General features: G+C 54.1%; 7 protein-coding genes. All 7 read left to right on the forward strand.

Annotation, left to right across the window (positions count from 1 at the left end; all coding sequences use genetic code 11):
• The first annotated feature begins 32 nt into the window (after positions 1–32).
• Positions 33–7,433: a cell surface protein SprA gene (sprA, locus tag I6E40_RS01345; RefSeq protein WP_235385139.1), complete on the forward strand. Its 7,401-nt coding sequence runs from the start codon at positions 33–35 to the stop codon at positions 7,431–7,433.
• 234 nt (positions 7,434–7,667) lie between these two features.
• Positions 7,668–8,207, forward strand: coding sequence for a hypothetical protein (locus I6E40_RS01350; RefSeq protein ID WP_235385057.1), 540 nt, complete (start codon positions 7,668–7,670; stop codon positions 8,205–8,207).
• A gap of 92 nt (positions 8,208–8,299) precedes the next feature.
• Positions 8,300–12,094, forward strand: coding sequence for a type IX secretion system sortase PorU (gene porU, locus I6E40_RS01355; protein ID WP_235385058.1), 3,795 nt, complete (start codon positions 8,300–8,302; stop codon positions 12,092–12,094).
• 124 nt (positions 12,095–12,218) lie between these two features.
• On the forward strand, positions 12,219–13,241 hold the full coding sequence (locus I6E40_RS01360; RefSeq protein WP_317207389.1) for an aldo/keto reductase: 1,023 nt from the start codon (positions 12,219–12,221) through the stop codon (positions 13,239–13,241).
• A 485-nt stretch (positions 13,242–13,726) separates the two neighbouring features.
• Entirely contained in the window at positions 13,727–14,884 is a 1,158-nt protein-coding gene (gene porV, locus I6E40_RS01365; protein ID WP_235385059.1) for a type IX secretion system outer membrane channel protein PorV, read from the forward strand.
• Between the two features lie 171 nt (positions 14,885–15,055).
• Positions 15,056–15,535, forward strand: coding sequence for a 2-C-methyl-D-erythritol 2,4-cyclodiphosphate synthase (ispF, locus tag I6E40_RS01370; protein ID WP_235385060.1), 480 nt, complete (start codon positions 15,056–15,058; stop codon positions 15,533–15,535).
• 24 nt (positions 15,536–15,559) lie between these two features.
• Positions 15,560–16,117 (forward strand): GNAT family N-acetyltransferase, encoded by a 558-nt coding sequence (locus I6E40_RS01375; protein WP_235385061.1) that lies wholly within the window; start codon positions 15,560–15,562, stop codon positions 16,115–16,117.
• Positions 16,118–16,316 lie beyond the last annotated feature (199 nt).

Below are 16,316 nucleotides of genomic sequence, written 5' to 3' on the forward strand. Positions count from 1 at the left end.
TATTAGTAGCAGTTGGAATCGCGGTGGCAGCAATGGCTGTCGCCTCGTCCCGTTTTGTCGCGTTCCCTTCCTCCCGCTCCGCCGAAGTGTCTGCCGAAGTGTCCGCCGAGACTGCAACTCCTGCCGAGTCCTCTGACGCATCCGTCGCCGCACCCTTCCACTCGGAACTTCCCGCCCTTCCCGCCGAGGCGGCAGACACGGTCAAGAAGTCCGGACTCGTCACCCTCGCCGACACAGCACACGGCGTCATTGACCTGAAAGACCCCGAGAACCTCCGAACCGAAGCCACCTACGATCACAAGAGCGGAAACTTCCTCTTCGGTACGAAACTCGGCACGGGCGACAAGGCGACCTATGTCGATGTGCCGTTCTCTTTGGATTATAAAGAATATTGTGAACTCATGGCTCAGCGCAGCCGTCGTGCTTTCTACAAACAAAAGAACGCCGAGGAGTTCAAGGCAAAAGGAAAAGAGAAGTTTGACTTCACCGACATGCACTTCTCGCTCGGAAAACTGGAAAAGATTTTCGGTCCCGGCGGCGTCAGAATCAAAACCCAAGGTTCGGCAGAACTCAAAATCGGTGCCAACACCCGCTTCACCGACAACCCCTCGCTCAGTGAGAGAAACCGAAAAGTCTTCGGATTCGACTTCAACGAAAAGATAAACCTCAGCCTGAACGGTAAGGTCGGCGACAAAGTCAACATGGACTTCAACTATAACTCCGAAGCCACCTTCGACTTTGACGCCCAACAAATCAAATTGCGCTATGAGGGCAAAGAAGACGAAATCATCAAACTCATCGAAGCCGGTAACGTCAGCATGCCTTCCAACTCGTCGCTCATCAGAGGTGCCAGTTCGTTGTTCGGCGTGCGCGCCGACTTGCAGTTCGGCAAACTGAAACTTCAGACCGTCGTGTCGCAGAAAAACTCTACTGCCACAACCGTCAGTTCCAAAGGCGGAAGCCAACTCTCCTCTTTTGAAATTGCTGCCGATGCCTACGACGAGAACCGCCACTTCTTCCTCAGCCATTTCTTCCGCGACCGCTACGATGCCCTCATGAAGCAGTTGCCCAACATCACCTCCGGAATCACCATCAACCGCGTCGAGGTGTGGGTCACGAACAAAACGGGACAGACCAACGACACCCGTAACATCGCAGCCTTCACTGACCTCGGCGAACACGACCGCATCAGTAGTCCCCTCTGGGTTCCCGGCGCAGACACGAACCCCTCCAACCAATCCAACGACCTTTACACCTCGCTCGTCAACACCCTCCCCGGCGCCCGAGCCATCTCCACCGTCACACCCACACTGGACGGTGTGGGACTTGTTGGCGGAAGCGACTACGAGAAACTCGAGTCCGCACGTCGTCTGTCTTCCTCAGAGTATGTGCTGAACAGCGCACTCGGATTCATCTCTCTCAAACAAACCCTGCAGACCGACCAAGTGTTGGCGATTGCTTATGAGTACACCTACAAGGGCGTGACCTATCAAGTCGGAGAGTTTTCCACCGACCGCAAAGACAACACGGAAGTGCTCTTCGTCAAGGCACTGAAGAACACCGCCTGCGTGCCCGGCATGGGGAACTGGGACCTCATGATGAAGAACGTCTATGCCCTCGGAGCCACCCAGGTGCAGAAAGACAAGTTCCGCCTTGATGTCAAATTCCTCTCGGACACCACCGGCGTCTATCTTTCCTATATTCCCGAGCCGGCGGTTAAAGACAAGAAAATCATTCAACTCCTTGGTGCCGACCGCCTCGACAACCAAAACAAATTGGGGGCGAATGGCTATTTTGACTACGTCGAAGGCTACACCGTGCTTTCCCAAAGCGGCAGAGTCTTCTTCCCCGTCGTCGAACCCTTCGGCAAGGGATTGGCACAGGCTCTCGGCAGCGAAGAACTGGCAAAAAAATATGCCTTCCAAGAACTCTACGACTCCACACGCACCGTGGCGCGACAAGTGGCGGAAAAAAACAAATTCATGCTCACCGGCGAGTATAAAGCCTCACGAAACGACGAGATTCAACTCGGCGCGATGAACATTCCCCGCGGCTCCGTCGTTGTCACCGCCGGAGGACAAACCCTCGTGGAAGGAGTGGATTATACCGTTGATTACAATGCCGGCATCGTTCGCATCCTCAACCAAAGCATCCTGGATGCCGGCACGTCGGTCAGTGTCAGCCTTGAGAGCAACACCGACTACGGCATGCAGCGCAAAACCATGGTCGGTTTGAACTGGGACTATGAGTTCTCGAAAGACCTGCAGTTCGGCGGTACGATTATGCACCTCGGGGAGAAACCGCTCACCACGAAAGTCGCCATGGGCAGCGAACCCCTCAACAACACCCTTTGGGGACTCCACATTTCTTGGAAGAAACAAAGTCAACGGCTCACCGACTGGCTCGACAAACTCCCGCTCCTCCATTGCACCGCACCCTCCAGCATCAACTTCACCGCCGAGTTCGCACAACTCATCGCCGGAAAAAGCCAAGGCGCACAGGGAGATGCCTCCTACATCGACGACTTCGAAAACGCCAAGTCAAACATCGACATTTCCACACCGCAGGAGTGGACGCTTGCCAGCGTGCCCTCCATGTTCCCCGAAGCGAGTCTCACGAACGACGTGCGCTACGGCTACAACCGCGCCCTCTTCTCATGGTATTTCATCGACCCGCTCTTCACCCGTCGCTCCTCCAGCCTCACGCCCGGTCACATCAAGAATGACCTCGTTCAACTCTCTGACCCCGACGTGCGAGAAGTCTATCGCAACGAACTCTTCCCCAACAAGAGCATCAACATGCAGGAGGCAAACACACTCAATGTCTTGAACCTTGCCTACTATCCCAATGAGCGCGGTCCCTACAACCTCGACCCCTCGCTCGACAACGACGGTAAACTCCTTGACCCCCGCTCCCGCTGGGGCGGCATGATGAGACGCTTGGAAAACTCCGACTTTGAGACCTCCAACATCGAATACATCGAGTTCTGGATGCTCGACCCCTTCATCAAAGCCCGTGACAACGGAACCACCTTCGACGGAGACCTCTATTTCAACCTCGGAGAAATCAGCGAAGACATTTTGAAAGACGGAAAGAAGTTCTACGAGAGCGGACTTCCCGTCAATGACGACCCGACGCAATTTACCGAAACCATCTGGGGACGCGTGCCGACGCAGTCCTCCGTCACCTATGCCTTCAACACTTCCAGCGGCTCGCGTCAAAAACAAGACGTCGGCTTCAACGGACTCACCTCCGAGCAAGAGCGCGACTATCCCGCCTACGCACAGTTCCTCGCTGCCGTGCAGGGAAAGGTGAGGGGAGAGGTCTATGACTCACTACTCGCTTCCCCCTCCGCCGACAAGTATCACTACTTCCGCGGTTCGGACTACGACCTCGCGCAGCGCTCCATCCTCGATCGCTACAAATACATCAACAATCCCAACGGCAACTCCGTCGATTCCGACCACTCGCCCGAAAGTTATAGCACCGCCTACAAAACCACGCCTGACGTCGAAGACCTCAACCAGGACTACACCCTCAACGAGTATGAAAAGTACTATCAGTATCGCGTTCACATCGCTGAGGAGGACATGCAGGTCGGAAGAAACTACATCGTCGATAAGCGCGTCGCCAACGTGAAGACCCGCGACAACAACCGCAGAGACTACACGTGGTATCTTTTCCGCATCCCCGTGGATCAGTACGAAAAGAAAGTCGGCGGCATCAACGATTTCTCCTCCATTCGTTTCATGCGCGTCTTCATGACCGGCTTTGAGAAGCCCGTTGTGCTCCGTCTCGCCACCATGAATCTGGTTCGCGGCGAATGGCGTGGCTACGAACAGGCACTCTATCAGGGCAGCGCGCCCGAGACGAGCGGAACACTTGCCGTCAGTGCCGTCAGTTTTGAAGAAAACAACGACAAAGAGCCCGTCAACTACATCCTCCCGCCCGGCATCAGCCGTGTGCAAGACCCCGGACAGACGCAAATCCTCCAAAACGACGAGCAGTCCCTCGCTCTCACCGTCAAAGACCTCTCACCCGGCGACGCCCGTGCCGTCTATAAGAACACCACGCTTGACCTCCGCCGTTACAAACACATCCAACTCTTCACCCACGCCAACACCGTCCCCGGTGCGGACGAGGTGCAGGACGGTCAGATGTCACTCTTCGTGCGCTTCGGCTCAGACTACAAGAGCAATTTCTACGAATATGAAATCCCTCTGAAAATCACACCGGCAGGAAAATATGCCGACAACAACACCAACGCCCTCATCGTCTGGCCCGAGAGCAACATGCTCGACATCGACCTCTCCGTCCTCACCGACGTCAAACGCAACCGAAACAAGCAAAAGTCGCTCGGCTTGGCATCCTACTCACAAGCCTACTCCGAATTTGACCCCGCCAAACCCGCCAACAAAGTGACGGTGATGGGTAACCCCACGCTCGGGGAAGTGCGCACCATGATGATTGGCGTGCGCAACAACTCCCGCCGAGTGCAGAACGTAGAAATCTGGGCAAACGAACTCCGATTGCAACAGTTCAGCAACAAAGGCGGATGGGCTGCGCAGTCCCAACTCAACCTCCAACTCAGCGATGTCGCCACCGTCAACCTCACCGGACACATCGAGACCGAGGGATTCGGCGGACTGGAAGAAACCGTCAGTCAGCGCCGCGACGACAACCTCTACGAATACTCCATCACCACCAACGTCCAGGCAGGACGCTTCCTCCCGGAAAAGGTCAAACTGAACGCGCCCATCTACTATTCCTACTCCAAACAACGCACCTCGCCCCGCTACAATCCTCTCGACAGCGACATGGAACTCGATGAGGCACTGGACGCCATGGCGACTCAGCACGAAAAAGACTCGCTCAAAAACATTGCCGAGAAAGTCGTCATCACCAAAAACTTCAGTCTGTCCGGCGTCAGATTCAACATCGCCACCAAGAACCACCCGATGCCCTACGACCCGGCAAACTTTACCTTCGGCTATGCCTACTCCTCCCGCAACACGAGCGGGGAAACTACCGCGTGGGAAAAGAGTCAGAACTGGAAATGGTCGCTCAACTACAACTGGTCGCCCAACTTCAAAGCCTTCGAACCTTGGAAAAAGTCCAAGAAAAAATCCAAGTGGTTCAAGATTCTCAAAGACCAAAGTTTCAACTTCCTGCCTCAGTCCGTCGGTTTCAACTCTGACATAACCCGTTCTTACTATGAACTCCAGGAGCGTGACATGGAGAACCTCGAAAACAACTCCCTGCCCCTGACCTGGTCCAGCGACTTCCTCTGGAACCGTACCTTCCAACTGCGATGGGACCTCACGAAGAATCTTCACGCCTCCTTCAGTTCCGGGACAAACGCAGAAATCGAACAACCCTACACCGCCGTCAACAAAGACCTCTATCCCGACCGCTACTCCGCTTGGAAGGACTCCGTCTGGAACTCCATCAAAGAAATGGGACGCCCCTTGACTTACCAGCAAACCTTTGATGCTTCTTGGAAACTGCCCATCAATAAACTGCCCATCTTTGACTGGGTGACAACCGACGTGTCCTATAACGGAACCTACAACTGGGCACGCGGAACGGAACTGCAAGACGGAAGTACGCTCGGAAACACCATCAATAACTCCCGAAGCATCACAGGCAACGGACGTCTCAACCTCGAGACGCTCTACAATCACGTGCCCTTCCTCAAAAAGGTGAACAAGAAATACTCACAAACGCCGAAAGACAACAGCAAAGAAAAAAAAGACGAGAAGAAGAATTTCCAAAAAGAAATCAAACTCCTCGCCGACACCACGCAAATCGTGCCCCACAATCAGCGCACCAAGAAAATCAGAGTCACTGCCCTCCGCGCCGACGGCAGCCGCTATCCCATTCGCTACAAAGTGCTTGATGCCAACCGAATCCTGGTGCTCACCCAAGACACTGCCAAAATCAAACTCTCCGTCAGTCCGAGAAAACGAACCGAAGACCAGAAATGGTATAAGTTCCTGCAAATGGGCTCCCGCTTCCTCATGATGGTGCGAAACGTCAGCGTGAACTACTCCAACAAATTCAGCATGAGCATCCCCGGCTTCCTTCCCAACGTCGGAGACTACTTCGGTCAGCGCAGCGGTGGCGGACTCGCCCCGGGTTTGGACTTTGCTTTCGGCTTCACCGATGAGGGCTACATTCGCAAGGCGGCAGAAAGAGGCTGGCTGCTCATGGCAGACAGCGTCACCACGCCTGCCACCACCAACCTCACCGAAACGGTGCAACTGCGTGCCACGCTGGAACCCTTCCGCGATGTCAAAATTGACCTCACCGCCAGCCGCAACACGACGAAGAACCGCAGCATCCAGTTCATGTTCGACGGTATGCCTGCCACCGAGACCGGCTCCTTCTCCATGACCACCATCTCCATTGGCTCCGCCTTCGAGAAAACCGGAAACCCCGACAAAGGCTACACCAGCAAAACCTTCAACAAGTTCCTCGGACTTCTCGAAACCTATCGCCAGCGCGTGGAGAACAAATTTGCTGATGCCGTCTATCCTGCAGGCACTGCCCTCGCCGGGCAGCCGTTCAATCCCGCCAACGGAACCGTCAGCCCTTACTCCTCCGAAGTCATGATTCCTGCCTTCCTGGATGCCTACACCATGGGCGGTGGTGGGCTGGACATCTTCCCGTCCCTGCTCAAGATGCTTCCCAACTGGAACGTCTCCTACGGCGGTCTGGCGAAACTGCCTCGCATGAAAAAGGTGTTCAAGAGTTTCAACCTCAATCACGGCTACAAGAGCGTTTATTCCGTCGGCTCCTATAACACCTATACCACTTTCATGGAGTATATGGGCGGTTTCGGCTTCATCAACGATGTCGCCTCCGGCATGCCCGTGCCGAGTTCAATGTATGACGTCTCGACCGTCAGCATCAACGAGAGTTTCTCTCCGCTCGTGGGCATCGACATGACCTTCCTCAACAACATCACAGCCAAGGTGGAGATGCGCAAAACCCGCGTGCTCGCGCTCAGCATGACTTCTCAGCAACTGAGCGAAACAAAATCCGATGATTTCGTCGTCGGACTGGGCTACAAAATCACAAACCTTAACCTCTTCGCCCCAAAACGTGCCGTGCGCACCAAGGGAAAGAAAGGAAAGCAGGAAGCAACCACCAACAGCAAAGGCTTCTCCAACGACCTCAACTTGCGCCTGGACTTCACGCTTCGCAACCAGACCGCGCTCAACCGAGACATCTTGACGGGCATCTCGCAAGCCACCAGCGGAAACAAATCCATTCAGATTAGTTTCGCCGCAGACTATGCGCTCAGCAAGTTCCTCACTCTCACCGCCTACTATGACCGTCAAATGAACAAACCGCTCCTCACTTCCAGTTCCTATCCCGTCACCACGCAGGACTTCGGCGTGAGTCTCAAGTTCATCTTGAACCATTGAGAAAGGGTGGTGTGAATCCCTAAGATGGGGTGGGCGATGACCTCTTTTCAGACCTAAGTAATCCTCAAAAAATAACCTGCATCATCTTTGAAAATCTTTTCGGTTCATATTTCCTCCCTCATCAGTCACGTAGCTACGACTATGCTCCTTCTTCGGGTGAAAATCTGACCTCGAAAATGTCATTCAAATCTGACGCAACTCATTATTTTCATATTACTTAAAACGATATTCTTCATGACTTTATATTATATTTGTGCCGACTGCGACGAGCACTCCCCTTCGGTGATTGCACTTCCCGACACCGCTTTGCTGCTTCGGAGGATGCCGTTCTTCATTCCCGATTTTGCCGAACATTGCCTGGCGCAGCCATGCTGGGCTCTGCGCATCACCCGACTCGGTCGCAGCATTCACGAACGCTTTGCTGCTCGCTACTATGACGCCACACAACTCACGCTCGCCTATCACTTTGAGGCGCATCCGCTTCTCGAGCGTTTGCGTGAGGAAGGAAAACCTTGGGACATGGCAGTCGGTTTTGACGGAGCCGTTGCCTTGGCGGAACCATCCCGGGAAGGGATTCAAGAGGATGAAGAAGTGAAGGAAGTGAGGGAGCGTGCCAACAAGGTGATTGCGCTCGTTTCTTCCCACCACACCCTCCGACAGGGTGACGTCTTTCTCTTCCCACGAAAGGACACTCCCGCTTTTGAGGTCTTCCGAGAAGACAAACTCGTCTTGCAACTCCAAGGGAAGGAACTGGCTTCCTTCCACGTCAAATGACATATTCTCGCAGTCTTCATTCACAGACTCCCCTTTAAGCAGTCTTCATTCACAGACTCCTCTTTAAGCAGTCTTCATCAACTTTCTGCCGCATGAACCATTTCTCACGCACGTATATATATATAGGAGTGCTTGCTCTTCTTTCCTTCTTCTCTTCGGAATTGCGAGCACAAAACTTTGTTTCCATTTCTCCTGAGGACTATCCCATCACCTCTTCTGCGCTTCCGATTGTGGAAGAACAGGCGGAGTTGGGGTGGGTGTTGCCGACCGACACCTTTTCCATCACGGTGGAATATCCCGAAACTGAACCGCTCTCCGAAGCCGAAGTCAGGATGCTTCGCGGACTCGGCTTTGAAGCAGAGGAACACGTGCAGTTCCACGTGCTCTACAGCAAGATGCGTGGCAAAACATTCGCCGACATAAACTTCGTGCCGGTGGTCAAACAGGGCGGCCGCTGGATGCGTGTGACGAACTACTTGCTCCGTGTGCGCAACCTTGGACCGAAGGTGATGCCCTTCGTGCGCAGTATCTCACGAAGGGTGGAGGCAACGGTGGCTTCGTCGCGCTATGCCGAGAATTCCGTGCTGGCACAAGGAAAATGGGTGAAGATTCGGGTCAAAGAAGAAGGAATCTATCAAATCTCCAATTCCCAACTCTCTTCTTGGGGCTTCAGCGACCCTTCCAAAGTGAAACTCTACGGCTACGGGGGACGTCTCCTCCCAGACGTCTTCACGTTCACGGGCAGCGAAGCACTCATCGATGACCTTTGTGAAGTGCCTCTCTGTCGCCGCGAAGGTTCCGTGCTCTTCTTTGCCGAGGGTCTCACGCGCTGGGGTGAACGCTCGTTCAACGTAAACACTTTCTCCAACTACAGTTACTATTTTCTGACAGAAGGCGAGAATCCGCTGACGCTGGAAACCGCAGAGGACTTCACCTTTTCGACGGTCACCAACGTGAACCAGGTGCCGGCTTATGCCGTAGTCGATAACGACGCTTTTGTCTGGTATGGCGGAGGTCGAGATTTCTATGACTCCAACGAACTGCAAGGTTCGGGTCACACTTTCAAACTCAAGTTGCCCGGCTGCGAGAGCGAAGAGGTCACAATTAATTATGATGTTTCTGCCCAAAACACTTCCGCCGCCACCCGTGTCTCTTTCCTCATCAACAACACCGAGGTCGCTTCGGCGCAGGTTGGTAAATACACCACCGAAAGCGAGAGTGCGAAGGGGCATCGCGGCTCTTTCACCGTGGCTGCAGCCGACGCGCTCAACATCAAAATTGCCACGACAAACACCGGCAGGTTGAACTATCTCTATGCGGTCTATCCTCAGCATTTGGAAGCCGGCGTGACGACCCACGCCTTCACCTGCGGACAGAGCGGAAAGGTGAGCATGGAAGTCGCCGCCGCTTCTTCCGGCACACGTGTCTGGCAACTCCAAACCTCCGATGCCCCCATGATGCAACTCCCCGGCGAACTTGTCGATGGAAGTTATGTGGCGCGTGCTGTTTCCGGAAAAAAACGTTTCGTGATTGTGGATTTAAATGCGACCTACGAAACGCCCGAGTTTGCCGGAGAAATAGATAATCAGAATCTTCATGCCGACGAGAAGATTGACTATGTCATCGTTGTTCCTGCCTCGGGCAAACTCACTGCGCAGGCGGAACGTTTGGCTGCGTCCCATCGCGAGATGGGCAAACTGCGCGTGAAAGTGGTGCGTGCCGACCAAATCTACAATGAGTTCTCCAGCGGAACGCCCGACGCCAATGCCGTGCGTCGTTACATGAAGATGCTCTATGACCGTGCTGCCACTGACGCCGACGCGCCGCGCTATCTTCTTCTTTTTGGTGAGGCATACTACGACAACCGCATGATAACCTCCGAATGGAAGGGCTCGAACCCCGACGATTTCCTTCTTGCCTGCGAGCGTAATGACCAAGAGACCTATTTCAATTCAGACTATTCCATCGGTACGCTTCACTCTTATGTCAGCGATGACTTCTACGCGCTGCTCGATGACAGAGAAGGGAGTCGTCCGGCATTGGAGAAGATTGATCTCGGCGTCGGTCGTTTCCTGTGTCGCGATGAAGCCTCCGCAGCTCGTCTCGTGGATGTTTCAATTGCCTATCGAAAGTGTGAGCAGACGGGCCCTTGGAAAAACCGAATCTGGATTGTGGGCGACTCCGGCGACAACAATCTCCACATGAACGATGCCCAAGCCGTGGTCAGTCAACTTGCGAAAAATGTCAACGGAGGCATGATTACGCGAAAGATTTATCCCGACGCCTACAGCATCACGTCCACTGCGCAGGGCGGCACCTATCCTGAAGCGCGAGCCAAATTCAAACAGGCGATGCAGCAGGGCGCACTGTGGTTGAACTACAACGGACACGGCGGACCGTCCTATCTTTCCCACAATTTTCTCCTGATGCTGGACGATGTGCGCGAAAACTCAAGTTCCTCGACTCCGCTCTGGGTCTTTGCATCCTGCGAAATCACTCCCTTCGACCAGCCCATCACCGACCTTGGACGCCTCGCCCTTGCTCACGAAAATTCTCCCGCGCTGGCGGTGGTGTGTGCCTCGCGTTCAGTCTATTCAAACTATAATCGTGCCTTGAACATGGGACTTGCCAGTTTCGCCTTCCGCAAAAACGAACAAGGCGAACGCTACACGCTCGGCGACGCCATGCGTCTCACCAAAACGCAGCTCATCAGCAACACCATCGTTTCCATTGGCATTGACCAGAGCATCAACAAAATGAAATACGTGCTGCTCGGCGACCCTGCCGTCGCGCTGACTTATCCTGAAGAAAGACTCGTCATTGACAGTGTGAACGGTAAGCCTATCTCTTCAGCCCTCTCCGCACTTGAAGCGGGTGGGGAAGTGGCTTTCAGTGGATTTGTTGCTCGAGAGAATGGTAGCGCCGAGGTGGACACCGATTTCAACGGAACGTTGACCGGCACACTCTTCACGCCTGCCGAGACGATAAAGTGTAAAGGTTATGGTTGCACGAGCGTCTCTCCGCTGACCTACACAGACTACACGAATACGCTCTTTGAAGGAAACGTCGATGTCGTGAACGGTCGTTTCAAGCTGAGGCTGATTGTGCCCCCCAGCATCAAACTCTCTGCCGACCCGGGCATGCTCGTGCTCTATGCGGTCAGTGCAGACTCGCTCCGCACGGAGTGCAATGGTTCGTTTGACCGTTTCTGTTTCAACGCCATTTCCTCCTCGTTGCCTGCGGACTCCGTCCCGCCTCACGTCTATCTTTATCTTGACCGCCCCGACTTCCCCGACGGCGGCATCGTGGGGTCTTCGCCCGTTTTCTTTGCCCACATTGCAGACTCCGTGGCTCTCACCATGATGTCCGGCAACTTGGGTCACGACATGGAACTTTGGCTGGACGACAAGCGTGCCGAGTCTGTCATCGTGAACGATTGGTTCCGTTTCGACAATGGCTCTTTTTCTTCCGGCATGGTTGAATATCAGTTGGAGAATCTCACTTCCGGTCGTCACTGTCTTGACTTCCGTGCATGGGATGCTTTTGACAATTCCACGACTGCTCGTTTGAATTTCACAGTGAGTGAGGAAGGTGCTCCCGTCTTTGACGTCTATGCCACGAACTTAAACTCCGGCAGTTCGAACGTTCGCTTCATCACGTCCTTCCCCAACGAAAACGCCGCACCGACAACGGTGGAGACGGAGGTCTATCACATCTCCGGCATGCGCATCTGGTCCGCCTCAACCGTGACGGAGTCCGGCTATGTCGGCTTTGACTGGAATCGTTGCGACTATTCCGGCGCTCCCATTGCACCCGGAGTCTATCTTTATCGCAGCAAGGTGAACGGCGAAGAAACCAAAACCCGCCGCATCGTGCTGACAAGGTGAACCACGCAGCGAAGAACCACCAACTCTTCGGTTCCTGCGGAACAAGGAGAACCATCTCCTCCTTGCTCCTAATGTTACGGACAAACATGGTGCCATCCTTATCTCAAAATTCCCCTATATAGATATGTATGACCCTCTGAACTTTCGTGCTTCCGACGACCGCTACGAGCGGGGCGAGGCTTTCTATCGTCGCTGCGGGCGCAGTGGCATCCTCCTGCCAGCCGTTTCGCTCGGACTTTGGAAGAATTTTGGCGACACCGTGCCCTACGAACGCAGCCGCTCGATTTTGCTCTATGCCTTTGACCACGGCGTTTGTCACTTTGACCTCGCCAACAACTATGGTCCTCACGCCGGCGCTGCGGAGCAGACCTTCGGACGGGTGATGCGCGAGTCACTGCATCCCTATCGCGACGAACTCTTTGTTGCCACGAAGGCGGGCTACGACATGTGGCAAGGTCCCTACGGCAACTGGGGGTCACGAAAACATCTCATGGCGAGTCTGAACCAAAGTTTGCAAAGGATGAGTTTGGACTATGTCGATTTGTTCTACACGCACCGCTTCGACCCTGCCACTCCGCTTGACGAGACGCTTCAGGCGTTGGTTGATATCGTCAAGAGCGGGAAGGCTCTTTATGTGGGCATTTCGCGCTGGCCGCTTGATGCCACCCGCTATGCTTTGAACTTTCTCCGCCAACGCGACGTTCCTTGTCTCTGCTATCAGGGTCGCATCAATCTTCTGGACCGCGAGCCGCTCACGAGTGGCATTCTCTCCGCCGTGCGTGACGCGGGTTGTGGCTTCGTCTCCTTCTCGCCGTTGGCGCAGGGACTCTTGGCAGGACGCTACAACCAAGGGATTCCCGAAAACTCTCGAATGCGCCGTGACGTGACGCTTCGCGAGGAACAACTGACGCCCGACTTGTGTCAAAAGTTGGCTCGTTTCTGCCAACTTGCCGCTGAGCGTGGCGAGACTCCTGCCTCCCTTGCTCTGCGTTGGGTGCTGAGTCAGAAGGGGGTCACTTCCGTCATTGTCGGTGCAAGTTCTGCGGAGCAACTCGGTCAGAGTCTTCCCGCAGCCTCGGCTCCCGCCCTCAGCGAAGAAGAATTGGCGATGCTGGAATGTCTGTTTGAAACACCGAAAGGAGCATAGCGGACTGTGTGACTGACGAAACAAACAAAAAATGGAACGGAAGAGGCATGACGTTGAGTGACGAAAACAATGTCCTTCAGTAGTGTCTTAGGGCAAAGATTTGGGGATTTTCCGACATTTCTTGGAAAAAGATTTGGGGATTTTCCGACATTTCTTGGAAAAAGATTTGGGGATTTTCCGTTTTCTCTTGTATAAGGCCTTATACACCAAAGACTTGGGCAAAGAAAAGGATGTGATACTCTTGCCGGTATATCTTGTGCCATTCTTATAGATGAGTGTAAAAATGGAGAGCCGTATTGTCTAACAAAATTTTTTATGCGCCTCCACACTAAAACTTTTCTTTTCGCGTTATAATATTTGTGGGTCTATGTTCCCGCCACTCAAAATATTTATCTTTTCCAAGCGGTTCGCCGCTCTTCAACTTTGAAATTTGAAACGCAGCGTGCAGCGACTCAGAACGACGCTCCGCCGCCACAGTATTCCAGATGAAACGAACACTTCTCACCACGCTCTTCTCTCTCTTCACCCTTTGCCTCATGGCAGAGGATGAAGTGCGCGACCAGTTCAATCCAGTGCGGACTGCTGTAGTCTCACAGTCCATTGCACCCGACGCCCGTGCCGGCGGTATGGGTGACGTCGGTGCTGCCACCGACCCCGACGTGCATTCTCAGTTCTGGAATCCTGCAAAATATCCCTTCACGATTTCCCGTGCCGGCTTCGCCATCAACTACACTCCCTGGCTTCGCAAACTCACCACCGGAATCGCTTTGCTGGACGCCGTCGGCTATGTCCGCCTCGGAGACTATCAGGCGCTCTCCGCTTCCATCCGCTACTTCACCCTTGGTGACGTCATGGCGGGCGAAGAAGGAATGACGGTCAAGCCTTACGAGTTCAGCGTCGATGCTGCCTACTCGCGAATGTTGAGCGAGAAGTTCTCTGCCTCCGTTGCCTTGCGCTACATTTACTCCGACATCACGGGGCACTATGACGACAGCACCGAACCCGGCTCGGCGTTCGCTGCTGACTTGGCAGTCTTCTACAACAACTACGTCATGATGGGAAGCCGCGAGTGCCAACTTTCGTGGGGTGTGAACATCAGCAACATCGGTAGCAAGATTAGTTACGGCGACGACCGCTCCTATTTCATTCCGACAAACCTGAGACTCGGCTTGAGCTACATGATTCCGCTGAACGAGTACAACCGAATTGCCTTCTCCGCCGACGCCAACAAACTCCTCGTGCCTTCCATGCCGCTGCAGCGTGCTGACGAAGACGATGTGGACTATGAGGAACGTCTTGATCGCGAGTACTACAGCAAGTCCGGCATCGCCGGTATCTTCAGCTCTTTCGGCGACAGCGAGCGCGGCTTCAAAGGCGAATTGGAAGAGATTCAGTGGAGCATTGGTGCGGAATACACCTACAACGACAAGTTCACGCTCCGTGCGGGCTATCACCACGAAAGCGTCATGCAGGGCAACAGAAAATATGCCACCGTCGGAGCGGGCTTCCGCATGAACGTGCTTGCCATCGATGCCGGCTACGTCATCGCCACGCAACCTTCCAACCCCCTTGACCAGACTCTTCGCGTGTCCCTCTCTTTCGACATGGACGGCATCCGCGACCTTTTCAACCGCAGAAGGTGAGAAAGCGGAACGCCGCGAAAACATAAGGCTCGCAAAGCGTGCTTCTCGGAGTGCGGTTTGCGAGTTTTTGCTTGAAGGGGTGTTCTATAAATTAGGGGATAAGGAACGTTCAAAAGAAAGATCAAAATCAACTATTTTTTAGAACATCCCTAAACTCATTTATTGCAAAATATGACAAAGATTCGTGTAGGCATGGGCTACGATGTGCACCGCCTCGTACCCGGTCGTCCGCTTTTCCTTGGCGGCATTGAGATTCCTTTTGAACTTGGTTTGGACGGTCACAGCGATGCCGACGTCCTGATTCACGCCATTTGCGACGCCCTGCTCGGTGCCGCCGGATTGCGCGACATTGGGCATCATTTCCCCGATACGGCAGGCGAGTTTGCCGGCATTGACAGCAAGATTCTTTTGCAACGCACGGTCGCACTGCTCAAGGAAAAAGGCTGGAGCGTCGGCAATGTGGATGCCACCGTTTGTGCCGAGAAACCGAAACTGAATCCCCACATTCCGACCATGCAGAAAGTGCTCGCGCCTCTTTTGGAAGTCGAGCCGGAAGAAGTGAGCATCAAAGCCACCACCACGGAGCGACTTGGTTTCACGGGGCGCATGGAAGGCATCTCTGCCTATGCCGTCGCCCTCATCTCGCGTTGAACACCCTTGATTTTAAACTTTCTCATGTCCCCCTTTCATCTTTCTCCTTTGACTGCTGTTTTGCTGCCACAGGCAGTGGCGCTGTTGGAGTCTGCCTTTCCCCCTGCAGAGCGTCGTGACACCGAGGCTTGGGTGAGACTCTGTGAACAGCCGCGTGACGGCTTTGCGCCTTTTTCCGTTCTCGACGAGGCGGGCACTTTTGCCGGTTTCGTCACCGTCTGGCTTTTTGAGCGTTACGCTTATGTGGAACATCTCGCCATCCTTCCCTCCTTGCGTGGTCGTTCTGCCGGTTCCCACGTCTTGGAGATGCTGCGCCGTCAGGTAGCACCGCTCCCGATTTTGCTGGAGGTAGAAGACCCGGCGGATGGCGAATGGGAGCGCCGTCGCGTGGAGTTCTATCGCCGCAACGGTTTCCACCTCCTTTCCATTCCCTATCTTCAACCGCCCTATCGCAAGGGCGATGCTCCGCTTCCGTTGTGCCTCATGTCCACAGACGCCGCTTTCGATGCCGAAACAGATGCCGCTTTTCTTCGTCCACTCCGCCGTTTCGTTTATGGTGTGGAAGAAGAAAATTTGGCGTAAAGACCGCTGACCGTCGGCGACGCATTTCACACCTTTGTTTTGTCTTTCTGTATCACAGTCTCCGGCTGTGGTGTGTGGGTGGTGCAGCATCTAATATACGTAAATTAAGGGGGAAAGAAAAAAACTCTGCAAACTATACACAAACCCTACATTCTGCTCTTTATCTCTTTGATTCTCCGTGCGTTGCGAAATGTATAGT

The organism is Prevotellamassilia timonensis (genome assembly GCF_021531665.1).
Taxonomy (GTDB): domain Bacteria; phylum Bacteroidota; class Bacteroidia; order Bacteroidales; family Bacteroidaceae; genus Alloprevotella.